Raw genomic sequence first — 14,208 nt, 5'->3', positions numbered from 1 at the left:
GCGAGTAACGTTCGCTTCAACCCCGGCGAAAATCAACGGATGAAGGAATTGGTCCGCTTTTCCGTGCCGATGGTCGAGGCACTGCCATGGCCGGGCAGAATGGTGACGGAATCTCCCAGCGGCAGCAGCTTCGTCTTGATGCCGGAGATCAACTGGTCGTGGTCGCCATAGGGGAAATCGGTTCGCCCGACGGAACGCTGAAACAGGGTGTCGCCGACAAGGGCGAAGGCATTATCGCGGTTTACCAGCACGACATGACCCGGCGTGTGTCCCGGTACGTGCAGCACCTCGAACAGAAGGCCGCCAATATCGACGCTGTCGCCTTCCTCCAGCCAGCGGTCGGGCGTCACCGCCTTGCCGGGAATTCCGGTGCGCTCCCCAGCGCTGGGCAGGTCGTCGAGTAGGAATTTGTCGCCGATATGCGGGCCTTCCACCGGCACCTTCAACTGCTCGGCGAGATCGGCGGCGCCAGCGGCGTGATCGATATGGCCGTGGGTGAGCACGATCTTTTCCGGTGTCACTTCGAGTTCTTCCAGCGCCGCGAGAATGCGCGGAAGATCCCCGCCGGGATCGATCACGGCGCCGCGCTTGGTCTTTTCATCCCAGACGATGGAGCAGTTCTGCTGATACGGGGTGACGGGGACGACGGCGATCTTGAGCTCAGGCATAACGGCTCCATGCAACGGGTGCGGCGAATGTGGTCGATCATATGCCCGCGGGCAAGGCGTTGCCGCGCTTGTGACCGCGCACGGCCAGTGCTATCCCGCGCGCCATGAGCACCGAGCCCGTCGCCCACATCCGCAACTTTTCCATCGTCGCCCACATCGATCATGGGAAGTCGACTCTCGCCGACCGTCTGATCCAGATCACGGGCGGGCTGTCCGAGCGTGAGATGTCCGATCAGGTGCTCGACAATATGGATATCGAGCGCGAGCGCGGCATCACCATCAAAGCGCAGACGGTGCGGCTGTCCTACAAGGCGAAGGACGGCAAGGACTACGTCCTGAACCTCATCGACACGCCCGGCCATGTCGACTTCGCCTATGAGGTGAACCGGTCGCTGGCCGCCGTCGAGGGCTCCCTGCTGGTGGTCGACGCCTCGCAGGGCGTCGAGGCGCAGACGCTGGCGAACGTCTATCAGGCCATCGACAACAATCACGAGATCGTGCCGGTCCTCAACAAGGTGGACCTCCCCGCCGCCGAGCCGGACAAGGTGAAGGCACAGATCGAGGACGTCATCGGTCTCGACGCCTCCGATTCCGTGCTGATCTCGGCGAAGACCGGCCTTGGCATTCCCGATGTGCTGGAAGCCATCGTCACTCGCCTGCCGCCGCCCAAGGGAGACCGCGAAGCACCGCTCAAGGCGTTGCTGGTCGACAGCTGGTACGATGTTTATCTCGGCGTCGTGGTGCTGGTGCGCATCGTCGATGGTGTGATGAAGAAGGGCATGCGCATCAAGATGATGCGCACGGAAGCCGTGTATGACGTCGACCGCGTCGGCGTGTTCACCCCCAAGCTGACGGCGATGGCCGAACTAGGTCCCGGCGAAATCGGCTTTCTCACCGGCTCGATCAAGGAGGTCGCCGATACCCGCGTCGGCGATACCGTCACCGAGGAGAAGCGCCCGACCGCCGAGGCCCTGCCCGGCTTCAAGCCGGCGCAGCCAGTGGTGTTCTGCGGTCTGTTCCCGGTCGATGCCGCCGACTTCGAGGATCTGCGCGCGGCGATGGGCAAGCTGCGGCTCAACGATGCCTCCTTCTCCTTCGAGATGGAGACCTCGGCGGCGCTCGGCTTCGGCTTCCGGTGCGGCTTCCTCGGCCTCCTGCATCTGGAGATCATCCAGGAGCGGCTGGAGCGCGAGTTCAATCTCGACCTCATCGCCACCGCACCGTCGGTGATCTACGAGATCGAGATGAACGACGGCACGGTGCTCGACCTGCACAACCCGGCCGACATGCCGGACGTGGTGAAGATCAAGCAGATCCGCGAGCCCTGGATCCGGGCGACCATCCTCACCCCGGACGACTATCTCGGCGCGGTGCTGAAGCTGTGCCAGGACCGGCGCGGCAACCAGATCGAGCTCACCTATGTCGGCGCCCGCGCCATGGTGACTTATGACCTGCCGCTCAACGAGGTGGTGTTCGATTTCTACGATAGGCTTAAGTCGATCTCGAAGGGATATGCCTCGTTCGACTACCACATTACAGAGTATCGCGAGGGTGATCTCGTCAAGATGTCCATCCTCGTCAATGCCGAGCCGGTGGATGCATTGTCCATGCTGGTGCATCGCTCGCGCGCCGAATATCGTGGCCGCGCGATGTGCGAGAAGCTGAAAGACCTCATTCCGCAGCACTTGTTCCAGATCCCGATCCAGGCAGCTATCGGTGCCAAGATCATCGCCCGCGAGACAATTCGCGCCCTGCGCAAGGACGTGACCGCCAAATGCTATGGTGGTGATATCACCCGCAAGCGCAAGCTTTTGGAGAAGCAGAAGGAAGGCAAGAAGAAGATGCGCCAGTTCGGTCGCGTCGAAATCCCGCAGGAAGCCTTCATTGCTGCGCTGAAGGTGGACGACTGATCTTCCCCGCTACCCAAGCGCACCAATTCGTGCTGACATGACTGCCTGACGTCAAAAATGACGAGGCGGGGAAATGTACAAGTTCGAGGTCTACAAGGATAAGTCCGGTGAATTCCGGTTCCGGTTCAAGGCGTCCAATGGCGAAAGCATGTTTTCGTCGGAGGCCTACAAGGCCAAGGCGTCGGCGCTGAGCGCCATCGAATCGATCAAGAAGAACGCCCCCGGCGCGACTGTGGTCGATCTGACCAAGGTGGATGTCTGATGTAGCAGCCCGTACGGCAAGAAATATCATGCCGTACGGGCCGACTTCTCTGATTTTATGGGATTGGCCGGTGTTGTACCGTGCCGCTCTTCGGTTCTTGGCGGTGATTGCTCTCGTTTCTATTGATTGAGCCTCGCGTGGCGAGCCCTCTAATCATTCGCTGATCTTCGGGGCGGCCGAGCCATGCGGCTGCGGGCAGCCGTGGCTCGCGATTGTTTTCCAGTCCCATGCGCTGTGGGCGCATATGTGTGTGCCTGACGACAAGCGCTCCAAGCCGGACCGGTGTGGTGTACGATCAGGCCAGGCTGGCCAAAAGACCGGCCGCGCGGGGAGGAAAGGCCGGATGGCGTCGCGCCGGCACATTATGCAATCCTGCTTGCGACAGAAGCTCGATTGGCGAGACGAACTCAGCAATGGCCACTATCGATCCGGCCGATCTCGGCGTCTTCCTCGCCATTGCGCGGCATGGCAGCTTCCGCCGGGCGGCGGCCGAGCTGGGAGTGACACCTTCCGCCCTCAGCCATTCGATGCGCCTCCTTGAGGAGCGGCTCGGGGTGCGGCTGTTCAATCGCACCACCCGCAGCGTGGCGCTGACCGAGGCAGGCGGGCGGCTGTTCGGCCGGGTGAACCCCGCCTTCCGCGATATCCACGACGCCATCGACGAACTGAACATCTTTCGCGATCGGCCGTTCGGCACGCTGCGCCTCAACGCGCCGCGGCTCTGCGCACGGCTGGTGCTGATGCCGCTGCTGACGCGGTTCATGGCGGCCTATCCCGATATCCGGGTGGAGCTGGCGGTCAGCGACGCCCTGGTCGATATCGTGACGGATGGCTTCGATGCCGGCATACGCTTCGGCGAGAACATCGCCGCCGACATGCTCACCGTGCCGATCGGACCGCGCCATGCCTTCGCGGTGGTCGGCTCGCCCGGCTATTTCGCCCGCCATGGCAGGCCGCAGGATCCGCGCGAATTGCGGGACAAGCCGTGCATCCGCTTTCGTTTCCTCGGCGGCGGCCTCTACGCGTGGGAATTCGAGCGCGGCGGCGAAGAGGTCTCGGTCGAGGTGGACGGCCCGCTGACCCTGAGCGAACAGGACCTGATGCTGGAGGCGGCACTCGACGGCGCCGGCATGGCCTATCTGTTCGAGGCGCAGGCGCGCGCCCATCTCGCCAGCGGGGCGCTCATCCGGGTGCTGGAGGACTGGTGCCCGCATTATCCAGGCTTCTACCTCTATTACCCGAGCCGGCGGCAGATGCCGGCGCCGCTGCGCAGTTTCATCGACTATTCGCGCGGGGCGGAATCCTCGCGCGAATAGAGCCCCGCGCGGCGGGCAGATCCTGCCGCGCGGCCCGGCGGGCTCAGGCGACGGCCTGGTCGTCATGGTCGGTCGAGACGGCGAGGGCACGCCACTCGGCGAGCTCGCCCTCGACGAAGGCATGCTTGTCTTCGATCCGGGCCACCGCGTCGCTGCCGAGCGGCAGGCGCAGCGGCTTCTTCTCGGCGTTGGCGAGGACAAGGAAGGCCTTGGCGAGCTTGACCGGATCGCCGGGCTGGGCGTGATTGACGCGGGCGGCGAAGCTGCGCATGGCGCCGACGGTCTCGTGATAGTCGCCGATCTCGATCCCGGTCTTCACCAGCGAGCGCTCGTCGAGGAAATCGGTGCGGAAGAAGCCGGGCTCCACCACCGTCACTGCGATGCCAAGCGGGGCGAGTTCCTGCGACAGCGCTTCCGACAGGCCTTCGACGGCGAATTTGGTGGCGCCATAGACACCCCAGCCGTGATAGGCGCCGTAACCGCCGAGCGAGGAGATGTTGACGACATGCCCGGCGCGCTGGCGGCGCATGTGTGGCAGCACGGCGCGGGTGACGTTGAGCAGGCCGAACACGTTCGTGCGGAAAACCCGCTCGACTTCCGAGACGCTGGATTCCTCCACCGCGCCGAGCAGACCGAAGCCGGCATTGTTGACCAGCGTATCGATGCGGCCGAACTGCTTCACCGCCGCACCGGCGGCCTCGAAGGCCTGGCCCTCGTCATTGACGTCGAGCGCGACGGCCAGCAGGCGGGGATGCTCGCCGAGCGTATCGATGACGGTGCGCGGGTCGCGGGCCGTGGCGACGACATTGTCACCGGCGGCGAGAGCCTCGCGGGCGATGAGGGCGCCGAAGCCGCGCGAGGCGCCGGTGATGAACCATGTACGCATGACGATCTCCATCTGTCTGGAGCTCCGCAGCGCGGCGCCGTGTTGATGGAGAGACGCTACTTGGCTCGTTCAGGTGAAATAATCCGCTATTATTTTGATGTGATAGTGAGGGTAGCTCATCAATAAACGTGGCTATGCGGGAAGGCAGTCGATGCCGCCACATTCACTCGCTTTCCGTGGCTGCCGGCGGGGTGAACGCCGCTGCGTAAAGAGAAGCTAGCTGCGTTTTGATCGCCCGGTCGCTCGCGCGCGGCGTGGCGGCTGCTATGGTCGCGCCCGTCTGGCGGGGCAGGAGGAGCCGATCCGTAGGCGGCAGGCGCGGTGTCAAACGTTTGACGCACGGATCGAGCACAAAGAGTTTGCATGGAACACATCATCGGGCAGATCGGCGTCCTCATCGAGACGCATCAATCCTACGCCCTTCTCGTCGCGGGCATCGTCGCCTTTGGCGAATCCCTGGCCATTGTCGGCCTGTTCATTCCGGCAACCGCACTGATGATGGTGATCGGCGGGCTGATGGGCTCGGGGCTCGTCGAGCCGTTGCCGATCCTGGCCGGCTCGATCATCGGTGCCATCCTCGGCGATGCCGTCTCCTATATGCTGGGGCGCCGCGTCGGCCGGGGCCTCGTCTATAAATGGCCGCTCGCCCAATACCGGCCGAGCGTGGCGCGGGCGCGGCTGTTCTTCCGGCGCTATGGATTCGCCTCGGTGTTCTTCGGCCGCTTCCTCGGCCCCGTCCGCTCGACCATCCCGCTCGTCGCCGGCATGATGGCGATGAAGCACCGGCAGTTTCAGCTCGCCAATGTCACCTCCGCCTTCGCCTGGGCCGGGCTGATGCTGTCGCCCGGCTGGCTTGCCGGGCATGCGGCCTCGAGCCTGGGCAGCTTCGGCAGCGTGGAATGGCTGGCGGTGATGGGCACGCTGACGGTGGCGTTCCTGGTGGTGACGTCGGTCATCCTTCACAAGGTCGCGAAGCCGGCGCCGCGCCGGCGGCGGGCGGCGCTGCCCCAGCGCAGCGAGAGCTGACGCAGCGGTGCGCGGCCTTTGCCGGCGGCGGCGGCGCCCTGCGCCGGCCTGCGGGACCCCCGCCGGCACCGCGCCCCCGGCAAGGCGATACCAATGTTCCCCTGCCGCCGCTTGCGGCTGCGACTTCGCCGCATAGCTATAAGGCTCGCGCCCGCGCGCACCGGCATCGGGGAATACATGGCATGAGCACACGCAAGCAGCTTCATCTCGGCGCTTTCATGCGGCCGGTGAGCCTCCACACCGGCGCCTGGCGCTACCCCGGGGCCTGGCCGGACGCCAATTTCAACCTCGGCCATATCGTCCGGCTGGCGCAGAAGCTGGAGGAGGGCAAGTTCGACGCCTTCTTCATGGCCGACCACCTCGCGGTGCTGAACATGCCGGTGGAAGCGCTCAAGCGCAGCCACACCGTGACCTCCTTCGAGCCATTCACCCTGCTTTCGGCGCTGGCGATGGTGACCTCGCGGATCGGGCTGGTGGCGACTGCCTCGACCACTTTCGAGGAACCCTACCATATCGCCCGTCGTTTCGCTTCGCTCGACCATATCAGCGGCGGCCGCGCCGGCTGGAATATCGTCACCACCTCCAACCCCGACGCGGCGCTGAATTTCGGCCTCGACGACCATATGGAGCATGACGAGCGCTATGTCCGCGCCCGCGAGTTCTACGACACCGTCACCGGGCTGTGGGACAGCTTCGCCGACGACGCCTTTCCGCGCGATCCGGCGAGCGGCCTGTTCTTCGATCCCTCGCGGCTGCATGTGCTGGACCACAAGGGCCCCTATTTCTCGGTACGCGGGCCGCTCAACATCGCCCGGCCGGTGCAGGGCTGGCCGGTGATCGTGCAGGCCGGCGCCTCCGAGCCGGGGCGCCAGCTTGCCGCCGAGACCGCGGAGGCGATCTTCGCCGCCGCGCCCGACCTTGCCGCCGGCCGCGCCTTCTATGCCGACGTGAAGGGCCGGCTCGACCGGCTCGGCCGACCGCGCGACCATCTCAAGATCCTGCCGGGCGCTTTCGTGGTGGTGGGCGACAGCGTCGAGGAGGCTCGCGCCAAGCGGGCGAAGCTCGACAGCCTGGTGCATTACGACAGCGCCATCGCCTCGCTGTCCATCGCGCTCGGCCACGACGCCTCGCGCTTCGACCCGGACGGGCCGCTGCCCGACGTGCCAGAGACCAATGCCAGCCGCAGCGCCCGCGAGCGGGTGATCGAGATGGCCCGGCGCGAGAACCTTACCGTGCGCCAGCTGGCCCAGCGGCTCGGCGGCTATGCCGGCCTCGCTTTCGTCGGCACGGCGCAGACCATCGCCGACGAGATGGAGGAGTGGCTGGAGACCGAGGGCTCGGACGGCTTCAACATCACCTTCCCGTTCCTGCCGGCGGGGCTGGACGACTTCGTCGACAAGGTGGTGCCGGAACTGCAGCGGCGCGGCATCTATCGTCGCGACTATGAGGGCACGACGCTGCGCGAACATCTCGGCCTGCCGCGGCCGGAAAACCGGTTCTTCCCGGCCCGCGAGGCGGTCGCGGGTTGACCGGGGCCGTCCGCGGCGGCCTCGGCCAGCGGTTCGGTATCGGGCCGGGGCGTGATGATCGGCAACGGCGACATCCGGTTTCCGGGCGCCGGTGAAGACGGCACGATCGCCAGTATCGCGGGCCATAGGTGACCCGCCTTGCCGGGAGGCGGACGCAGGCAACGGTCCTGGCCGCCCTTTCGCCCGGGGCGCGGCGGTCCGCTCGGCAACGCCGCTGCCTGGCTGTTGCCCGTGTTGAACCCGGCGCGCGGCCCGATGGGGAGCGCGCCGGGTCCCGTTCGCTGCGGCAGGCTCAGGCCGCCGCTTCCGCGCGCGCCGTCGCGGCCTCGGCCGGCTCCAGCGCGTTGGCGATCGCCTCGTCCACCCGCTCCAGCCAGACGAATTCCAGCCGGTCGCGCACATCCTGAGGAATGTCCTCATAGTCGCGCCGGTTGCGGGCGGGCAGCATGACGCGGGTGAGGCCGGCGCGCGCGGCGGCGACCACCTTCTCCTTGATGCCGCCGACCGGCAGCACGAGGCCGCGCAGCGAGATCTCGCCGGTCATCGCCGTGTCCTTGCGCACCGTGCGGTTCGACAGCAGCGAGACGAGGGCGGTGAACATCGCCACGCCGGCGCTCGGCCCGTCCTTGGGGGTCGCCCCGGCCGGGACGTGGACATGCACGTCGTTGGACGCGAACACCGCCGGGTCGATGCCGAACTCGGCGGCGCGGCTCTTGACCAGGCTCATCGCCGCCTGCGCGCTCTCCTTCATCACGTCGCCGAGCTGGCCGGTGAGGATCAGCCCGCCGCGGCCGGGGATCCGGGTCGCCTCGATGAACAGGATGTCGCCGCCGACCGGCGTCCAGGCAAGGCCGGTGGCCACGCCGGGCACGCTGACGCGCAGCGCCACCTCGTCCTCGAAGATCGGCGGGCCGAGCAGTTCCGGCAGGTCCGCCAGGCCGATATGCGCCTTCGACACGCTGCCCTCGGCGATGCCGACGGCGACGCGGCGGATGGCGCGGCCGACCTCGCGCTCGAGATTGCGCACGCCGGCCTCCCGCGTATAGGCGCGGATCATGCCGCCAAGCGCCGCATCGTCGATCTCGACCTGCTCGGGCGTCACCCCGTTCGCCTCCAACTGGCGGCGAACGAGATAGCGGCGGGCGATCTGCAGCTTCTCCTGGTCCGTGTAGCCGGACAGGGTGATGATCTCCATGCGGTCGCGCAGCGGCCCCGGAATGGTGTCGAGCATGTTGGCGGTGGCGATGAACACCACCCGCGACAGATCGAACGGCATGCCGAGATAATTGTCGCGGAAGGTGCCGTTCTGCTCGGGATCGAGCACTTCCAGCATGGCGGCCGACGGATCGCCCTGGATGCCCGAGCCCATCTTGTCGATTTCGTCCAGCATCATCACGCAGTCGCGGGTGCCCGCCTTGCGGATGCCCTGGATGATGTTGCCCGGCAGCGCGCCGACATAGGTGCGCCGGTGGCCGCGGATCTCCGCCTCGTCATGCACGCCGCCGAGGGAGACGCGCACGAATTTGCGGCCCATGGCGCGGGCGATCGACTGGCCGAGCGAGGTCTTGCCGACGCCCGGAGGGCCGGCGAAGCACAGGATCGGCGCCTTGCCGTTCGGCGCCAGCTTGCGCACGGCGAGATATTCGACAATGCGGCGCTTGATCTTGTCGAGGCCGAAATGGTCCTCGTCGAGGATCTTGCGCGCCTCGGCGATGTCGATCGCCTTTTCCTCCGGCAGCTTCCAGGGCAGGGCGATCAGCCAATCGAGATAGGTGCGGATCATGCCGTATTCGGCGCTGGCGTCCTGCATGCGGCGCAGCCGGCCCAGCTCCTTGCGGGCCATCTGATCCACATCCTCCGGCATACCGGCATCGGTGATCGCCTTTTCGAGATCGGCGATCTCCTGCGCGTTGCCATTGTCCTCGCCGAGCTGCTTCTGGATCGCCGCCATCTGCTCGCGCAGCAGCACCTCGCGCTGGCGCTCATCCAGCGACGCCTTGGTCTGGCGGCCGATCTCCTGCGACAGGCGCAGCACTTCGATGCGCTGGGCCAGCAGCCGCACCACCCGGTCGACGCGGGTGGCGATGTCGCTGGTTTCCAGCAGTTCCTGCTTCTCGTCGGGTCCGATGTCGAGATAGGCGGCGACCATATCGGCCAGCGCGCCGGGCTCGCTCGCGCCGCGAACCGCCGCCACCAGCTCGGCCGGCGTCTGCGGCAGCAGCTCCAGCGCCTCGATGGCCTGGCCCTGCAGGTGGACGAAACGCGCCTCCATCTGCGGCGTGTGCTCCGCCGCCTCCTCGATCCGCTGCACCTGTGCGGTGATGAAGGGCTTCTCGCGCACGAAACGGTCGATGCGGAAGCGCTGCTCGCCCTGCACCACGATGTGGTGCGTGCCATCCGGCGCGGTGACGAAGCGCAGGATGTTGGCGACCACACCGGTGCGGTGCAGGTCGTGCGGGCCGGGCTCCTCCAGCGCGGCGTCGCGCTGCATGACGATGCCGACCGGACGGCCCTCGCGCACCGCCTGCTGGGCGGCGGCGACCGAGGCCGGACGGGTGACGGCGAGCGGCAGGACGACGCCGGGGAACAGCACGAAGCCGCGCACCGGCAGCAGGATCAACGGTTGCTCGCCGGCTTCAGCACCGGCAGCGGCGCCGGCCTCGGCGGCATGGACCGGGCGTGCATTCAGAAAAACGGGATGTGTCATGTAAAATCCCCTCAGGCCAGCTTGCGCAGCGCGACGACGAGGCAGCCATTGACCATGCGGGGTCGGGCAACCTCATAGCGGCCGGGCGGCAGCGAGATTTGCCGCTCGAAGCGGCCTTGCGGCAGTTCGAGGCGATGAATGGTGGCGGTGCGCAGCTCCGGCGGCAGCAACCGGTCACCGGAAAGCACCAGCGTGCCGGAGGTGATCGTTACCTGGATACGGTCGGGGTCGACGCCCGGCAGCGCCGCGAAGACGAGCAACTCATGCTCGGTCTCGATGAGGTCGACCGGCGGCTCCCAATGGACCGCCCGACCGCGCTGGGGTGCCGGAGACGGCTGGAACATCTGCCCGCGCAGGCGCTCGGCGCGCGACACCATGGCGAGCGCCTCGGACCACATCCACAGCCGCGGATCTGAATTTCGCATGAAGGCCTCCAAGCGGCTCCCTGGGGAACCGTGCATCGCGCATATGGGAAGGCGTTTCCCATCTGCCAACTGCCCGGCGGGCGGGGCGGATTACCGGCGCCGGGCAAACCGGCAAGGCGCATAGGGCGTGAGGACAGGGAGAGCAGATAGCGCGGAGGGCGCCGTCGAACAGGGGAAGCGAAGCCGGCGCGCGTGGCGACGGCAGGCCAGGCACGGGGAGGTTGGAGGCATGCCCCATGCCCGGGTCGGCGCGAATGGAAGCCAGTGGCAGCTACCTACGCGGCTACCTACGCTGCGTCGGGCGGAGCGACCGCAAGGCTCGCCTCCGCCATGGCATGCCGGCGCATTTGTGAAACGCCCGCGCCGGGTGTGCATGCTTCCTATCTCGCCACGGGCGAAGATGCGTCTCGTCGCGAACAGCAACGCGCGGATCCCCGGCTCCGCGTTCTCCATCCGCATCCGCGATGGAGCCGGCCGCGGCGGCCGCTCCATCGCGGATGCGGTCACGCGCCTTTCAGCCGATCCGGGTCGATCGGCAGCTGCCGCAGGCGCTGGCCGGTGGCGGCGAACACCGCATTGACCACCGCGGGGGCGACTCCCGAGGTCGAGGGCTCGCCGATACCGCCGGGGGCCTCGCGGCTCTCGACGATATGCACCTCGATCGTCGGCATCTCCTCGATACGCAATGCCTGGTAACTGTCGAAATTGCTCTGTTCGACCCGCCCGTCCTTCAGCGTGATCTCGCCATAAAGCGCCGCCGACAGGCCGTAGACGATGCCGCCCTGCACCTGCGCCTTCACCGTGTCCGGGTTGATCACCACGCCGCAATCCACCGCGCAGACGATGCGGGACACCTTCACCGCGCCGTCCTTGCCGATCTCCACCTCGGCGACCTGCGCCATATAGGTGCCGAAGCCGAGCAGCAGCGACACGCCGCGCCCGCTGCGCGCGGGCAGCGCACCGCTCCAGCCGGCCTTCTCCGCCGCTAGATCGAGCACGCCGCGCGCCCGCGCATCGTTCGCCAGCAACTCGCGGCGAAACGCGACAGGGTCGGCCTTGGCCTCGACGGCGAGCTCGTCCACGAAGCCTTCGACCACGAAAGCATTGTGGGTGATGCCGACGCCGCGCCACCAGCCGGTTTCCAGGCCTTGCGGCAGGATGTGCCGGACATAGTCGACATGCAGGTTGGCGAAGCCATAGGGGCCGGCGGCCCCGTCCACCGCATCGAAGTCGAGGCCGTTGGTGAAGGCTTGCGGCAGCCAGCGCGCCACGATGGAGGAACCGACCACGCGGTGGCGGAAGCTCGTCACCTTGCCCTGCGCGTCGAGGCCGGCAGCGAACTGGTCGTAATAATAGGGGCGGTAGATATCGTGCTGGATGTCCTCCTCGCGCGTCCACACCACCTTGACCGGGCCGTCGACCTGCTTGGCGATCTTCACCGCCTGGGTGACGCTGTCGATCTCGAGGCGCCGGCCGAAGCCGCCGCCGAGCAGGTGGTTATGCACCGTCACCTTCTCGCGCGGCAGGCCCGTGACCTCGGCGGCGGTCGCCTGCGCCCGGCTCAGCACCTGCGAGCCGACCCACACCTCGCAGGCATCGGAACGGACATGCACGGTGCAGTTCAGCGGCTCCATGGTGGTGTGGGCGAGCAACGGCATCTGGTACGTCGCCTTCACGGTCCGGGCGGCGGCGCGTTCGGCGGCATCGACGTCGCCGACCTTCTTGTCGTCGACCCCCGGCCCGGTGGCGGCCAGCGCTTCCATCTGACGCACGATCTCCTCGGTGGAGAGCGTGGCGTTCGGCCCCTCGTCCCACTCGATCGTCAGCGCCGCCAGACCCTTCTTGGCGGCGCCCATGTGATCGGCGACCACGGCGACGGCGTCGTCGAGCCTGACGATCTGCCGCACGCCTTTCACCGCCCGCGCCTGGGTGTCGTCGACGCTCTTCAGCTTGCCGCCGAACACCGGACAGGCGGCGACGGTGGCGATCTTGAGCCCCGGCAGCCTGACGTCGATGCCATAGATGGCGGTGCCGTCGACCTTGCCGGCGGCGTCGAGGCGCTTGGCCGGGGTGCCGATCAGGGTGAACTTGTCCACCGGCTTCAGTGCGACGTCCTTCGGCACCGGCAGCGCCGCCGCCTTCTCGGCGAGCGAACCAAAGCTCGCCTGCCGTCCCGAGGCGGGATGGAGGACGATCCCGTGCGCGGCATCGCAGGCGGCCGGATCGACCCCCCACATCTGCGCCGCCGCCGCCACCAGCATGGTGCGCGCGCTGGCACCGGCCTTGCGCAGCGGCTCATAGAAGCCGCGGATCGAGGTGGAGCCGCCGGTAACCTGGAAGCCGATCGCCGGGTTGCCGTAGAGCTTGTCTTCCGGCGGCGCGTGTTCCAGCCGCACCTGCGACAGGTCGATCTGCAACTCCTCGGCGATCAGCATCGGCAGCGAGGTGTAGGTGCCCTGACCCATCTCGACCTGCGGCATGACGAGGGTGACGGCGCCGTCCGTGCCGATGCGGATGAAGGCGTCCGGGGCGAACGGGCCGTCGGCCGCCAAGGCCTCGCCGCCAAATTTCGGCAGGCCGACCGAGAGGAGGAGGCCGCCGCCGGCGGCAAGGCCGGCGACGAGAAGGCTGCGGCGCGTCAGGCCGGTGCCCGGTACCCGGGTCGAATCCGGCATTTCGGCTGATGTGCCGGCGGGAGCGAGAGCATTCAGCATGGCCGCCTCACTTGGTTTCGCCGGCAAGCGACGCCGCGGCGACCTTCACCGCCTCGCGGATGCGGGCATAGGTGCCGCAGCGGCAGATGTTGCCGGACATGGCGCTGTCGATGTCGTCGTCGGTCGGCGACCTGGTGTCGGCGATCAGCGCGGCCGCCGACATGATCTGGCCGGACTGGCAGTAGCCGCACTGGACCACGTCGAGGTCGAGCCAGGCCTGCTGGACATGGCGTCCCGCCGGGACGGTGCCGATCGCCTCGATGGTGGTGATGGCGGACTCGCCGACACTGTCCACGGTGGTGACGCAGGAACGCACCGGCGCACCATCCAGATGCACGGTGCAGGCGCCGCACAGGGCGGCGCCACAGCCGAATTTCGTGCCGGTCATGCCGAGCACATCGCGTATTACCCAGAGCAGAGGCGTGTCGTCGTCGACATCGACCTCATGGCTCGTGCCGTTGATCTTCAGGACAAATGACATTGACGCCTCGCATCATCCAGTCGTCCCGCACGGATGCTCGCGATACCGCCAACAAAACAAACCGTCGACTTGGCCGAACGCTGGCTCCGCGGGAGCTACACAAATTCAGCATATACGACGCGATAAGGCCCCCGATCACAAATTAGCGTAAGTCTAAACTGACGCAACCAAAGGATGGTCGGCGCAAACCGAGATATGGCTTGATCGGCGGGGCTCGACCCGCCCGCACGCCGTGGACGGCGCATGTACCCGGGACCGCCGGTGCGGCAACCCGCCGGGCCGGG

Annotated in this window: 11 protein-coding genes; 5 read left to right on the top strand and 6 right to left on the bottom strand. The window is 67.2% G+C overall.

The features are described from left to right. Nucleotides 1-32: 32 nt before the first annotated feature. Nucleotides 33-668 (bottom strand): MBL fold metallo-hydrolase, encoded by a 636-nt coding sequence (locus tag J2X65_RS19960; protein ID WP_213364454.1) that lies wholly within the window; start codon nucleotides 666-668, stop codon nucleotides 33-35. 104 nt (nucleotides 669-772) lie between these two features. Here J2X65_RS19960 and lepA point away from each other — a divergent pair, with 104 nt between their 5' ends. The 3 genes from lepA to J2X65_RS19945 all read left to right on the top strand — a co-directional run bounded on the left by lepA (nucleotide 773) and on the right by J2X65_RS19945 (nucleotide 4,156). Then, complete coding sequence (gene lepA, locus J2X65_RS19955; protein ID WP_310204693.1) at nucleotides 773-2,578, top strand: translation elongation factor 4; 1,806 nt, start codon at nucleotides 773-775, stop codon at nucleotides 2,576-2,578. A gap of 73 nt (nucleotides 2,579-2,651) precedes the next feature. After that, nucleotides 2,652-2,840 carry a YegP family protein gene (locus J2X65_RS19950; RefSeq protein WP_310204692.1) on the top strand — a complete coding sequence of 63 codons (189 nt, stop codon included), beginning with the start codon at nucleotides 2,652-2,654 and terminating at the stop codon, nucleotides 2,838-2,840. A gap of 413 nt (nucleotides 2,841-3,253) precedes the next feature. Beyond that, the gene (locus J2X65_RS19945; protein WP_310204691.1) at nucleotides 3,254-4,156 is read left to right on the top strand and encodes a LysR family transcriptional regulator; all 903 of its coding nucleotides are present in this window, start codon (nucleotides 3,254-3,256) and stop codon (nucleotides 4,154-4,156) included. A gap of 43 nt (nucleotides 4,157-4,199) precedes the next feature. On the opposite strand, the gene J2X65_RS19940 is transcribed toward J2X65_RS19945, so the two are convergent. Then, nucleotides 4,200-5,042, bottom strand: a complete 843-nt coding sequence (locus tag J2X65_RS19940; protein WP_310204690.1) for an oxidoreductase — start codon at nucleotides 5,040-5,042, stop codon at nucleotides 4,200-4,202. A gap of 363 nt (nucleotides 5,043-5,405) precedes the next feature. Between J2X65_RS19940 and J2X65_RS19935 the strand changes: the two genes are divergently transcribed. Together J2X65_RS19935 and J2X65_RS19930 are read left to right on the top strand one after the other, a co-directional pair. Further along, the gene (locus tag J2X65_RS19935) at nucleotides 5,406-6,068 is read left to right on the top strand and encodes a DedA family protein (RefSeq protein WP_310204689.1); all 663 of its coding nucleotides are present in this window, start codon (nucleotides 5,406-5,408) and stop codon (nucleotides 6,066-6,068) included. A 182-nt stretch (nucleotides 6,069-6,250) separates the two neighbouring features. Continuing rightward, nucleotides 6,251-7,597 (top strand): LLM class flavin-dependent oxidoreductase, encoded by a 1,347-nt coding sequence (locus J2X65_RS19930; protein ID WP_310204688.1) that lies wholly within the window; start codon nucleotides 6,251-6,253, stop codon nucleotides 7,595-7,597. Between the two features lie 292 nt (nucleotides 7,598-7,889). Here the strand turns inward: J2X65_RS19930 and lon are convergent, their stop codons facing one another. From lon to J2X65_RS19910, 4 genes are all read right to left on the bottom strand, one after another. Continuing rightward, nucleotides 7,890-10,304, bottom strand: coding sequence for an endopeptidase La (gene lon, locus J2X65_RS19925; protein WP_310204687.1), 2,415 nt, complete (start codon nucleotides 10,302-10,304; stop codon nucleotides 7,890-7,892). An 11-nt stretch (nucleotides 10,305-10,315) separates the two neighbouring features. Next, nucleotides 10,316-10,729: an Hsp20/alpha crystallin family protein gene (locus J2X65_RS19920; protein WP_310204686.1), complete on the bottom strand. Its 414-nt coding sequence runs from the start codon at nucleotides 10,727-10,729 to the stop codon at nucleotides 10,316-10,318. 503 nt (nucleotides 10,730-11,232) lie between these two features. Then, nucleotides 11,233-13,404, bottom strand: coding sequence for a molybdopterin cofactor-binding domain-containing protein (locus J2X65_RS19915; RefSeq protein WP_404977764.1), 2,172 nt, complete (start codon nucleotides 13,402-13,404; stop codon nucleotides 11,233-11,235). Nucleotides 13,405-13,450: 46 nt separating this feature from the next. Next, entirely contained in the window at nucleotides 13,451-13,924 is a 474-nt protein-coding gene (locus J2X65_RS19910; protein WP_310204684.1) for a 2Fe-2S iron-sulfur cluster-binding protein, read from the bottom strand. Between the last annotated feature and the right edge of the window lie 284 nt (nucleotides 13,925-14,208).

The organism is Ancylobacter sp. 3268, assembly GCF_031456575.1.
Taxonomy (GTDB): domain Bacteria; phylum Pseudomonadota; class Alphaproteobacteria; order Rhizobiales; family Xanthobacteraceae; genus Ancylobacter.
The sequence above is the reverse complement of the archived record's forward strand: the minus strand, read 5'-3'. Positions and strand labels throughout refer to the sequence as shown.